The sequence below is a fragment of the Rothia nasimurium genome (assembly GCF_928392795.1).
Classification (GTDB): Bacteria; Actinomycetota; Actinomycetes; order Actinomycetales; family Micrococcaceae; genus Rothia; species Rothia nasimurium_F.
The window spans coordinates 1-429 of the sequence record NZ_CAKMTJ010000035.1 but is presented as its reverse complement, the minus strand read 5'-3'; the positions used below and the strand labels follow the sequence as shown (position 1 = coordinate 429).

At 51.3% G+C, this 429-nt stretch carries 1 protein-coding gene; it reads left to right on the top strand.

The features are described from left to right. Positions 1-429 (top strand): transposase family protein (locus L6963_RS11740; protein ID WP_237225477.1); only part of this gene is annotated, 429 nt, incomplete at both ends.

Genomic DNA, 429 nt, shown 5'->3' with positions numbered 1-429 from the left:
TCACCCTGCTCTACCACCGCCATAACCTCACCGAAGAACTCCTCGCAGAACTTTTTGCTGTCTCTCAATCGACAGTCTCACGAGCTATCAACACCATCGAAAAGGCCCTGGAGAAGATTCTCACTCCACTGATTCAGCCTTTGAAAGAAAGCCTCAAAGCACCAGGATCTTTGGTCATCGATGGGACCCTGATACCCACGTGGAATTGGCGTTCACTTGGTAAAACAAATTTCTCTGGAAAGCACAAACGAGCCGGATTCAACCACCAAGTCATTTGCACCTTGGATGGAAAGTTGCTGGCTATCACTGACCCGTTGCCTGGGGCTAGGCATGATGCATATGCCTTCAAGGTTCACGGGCTAGATCAGCTGCTGGATTCCTCGACTCTGGCTGATAAGGGCTATGTGGGTCTGGGGTTGGCTACCCCGG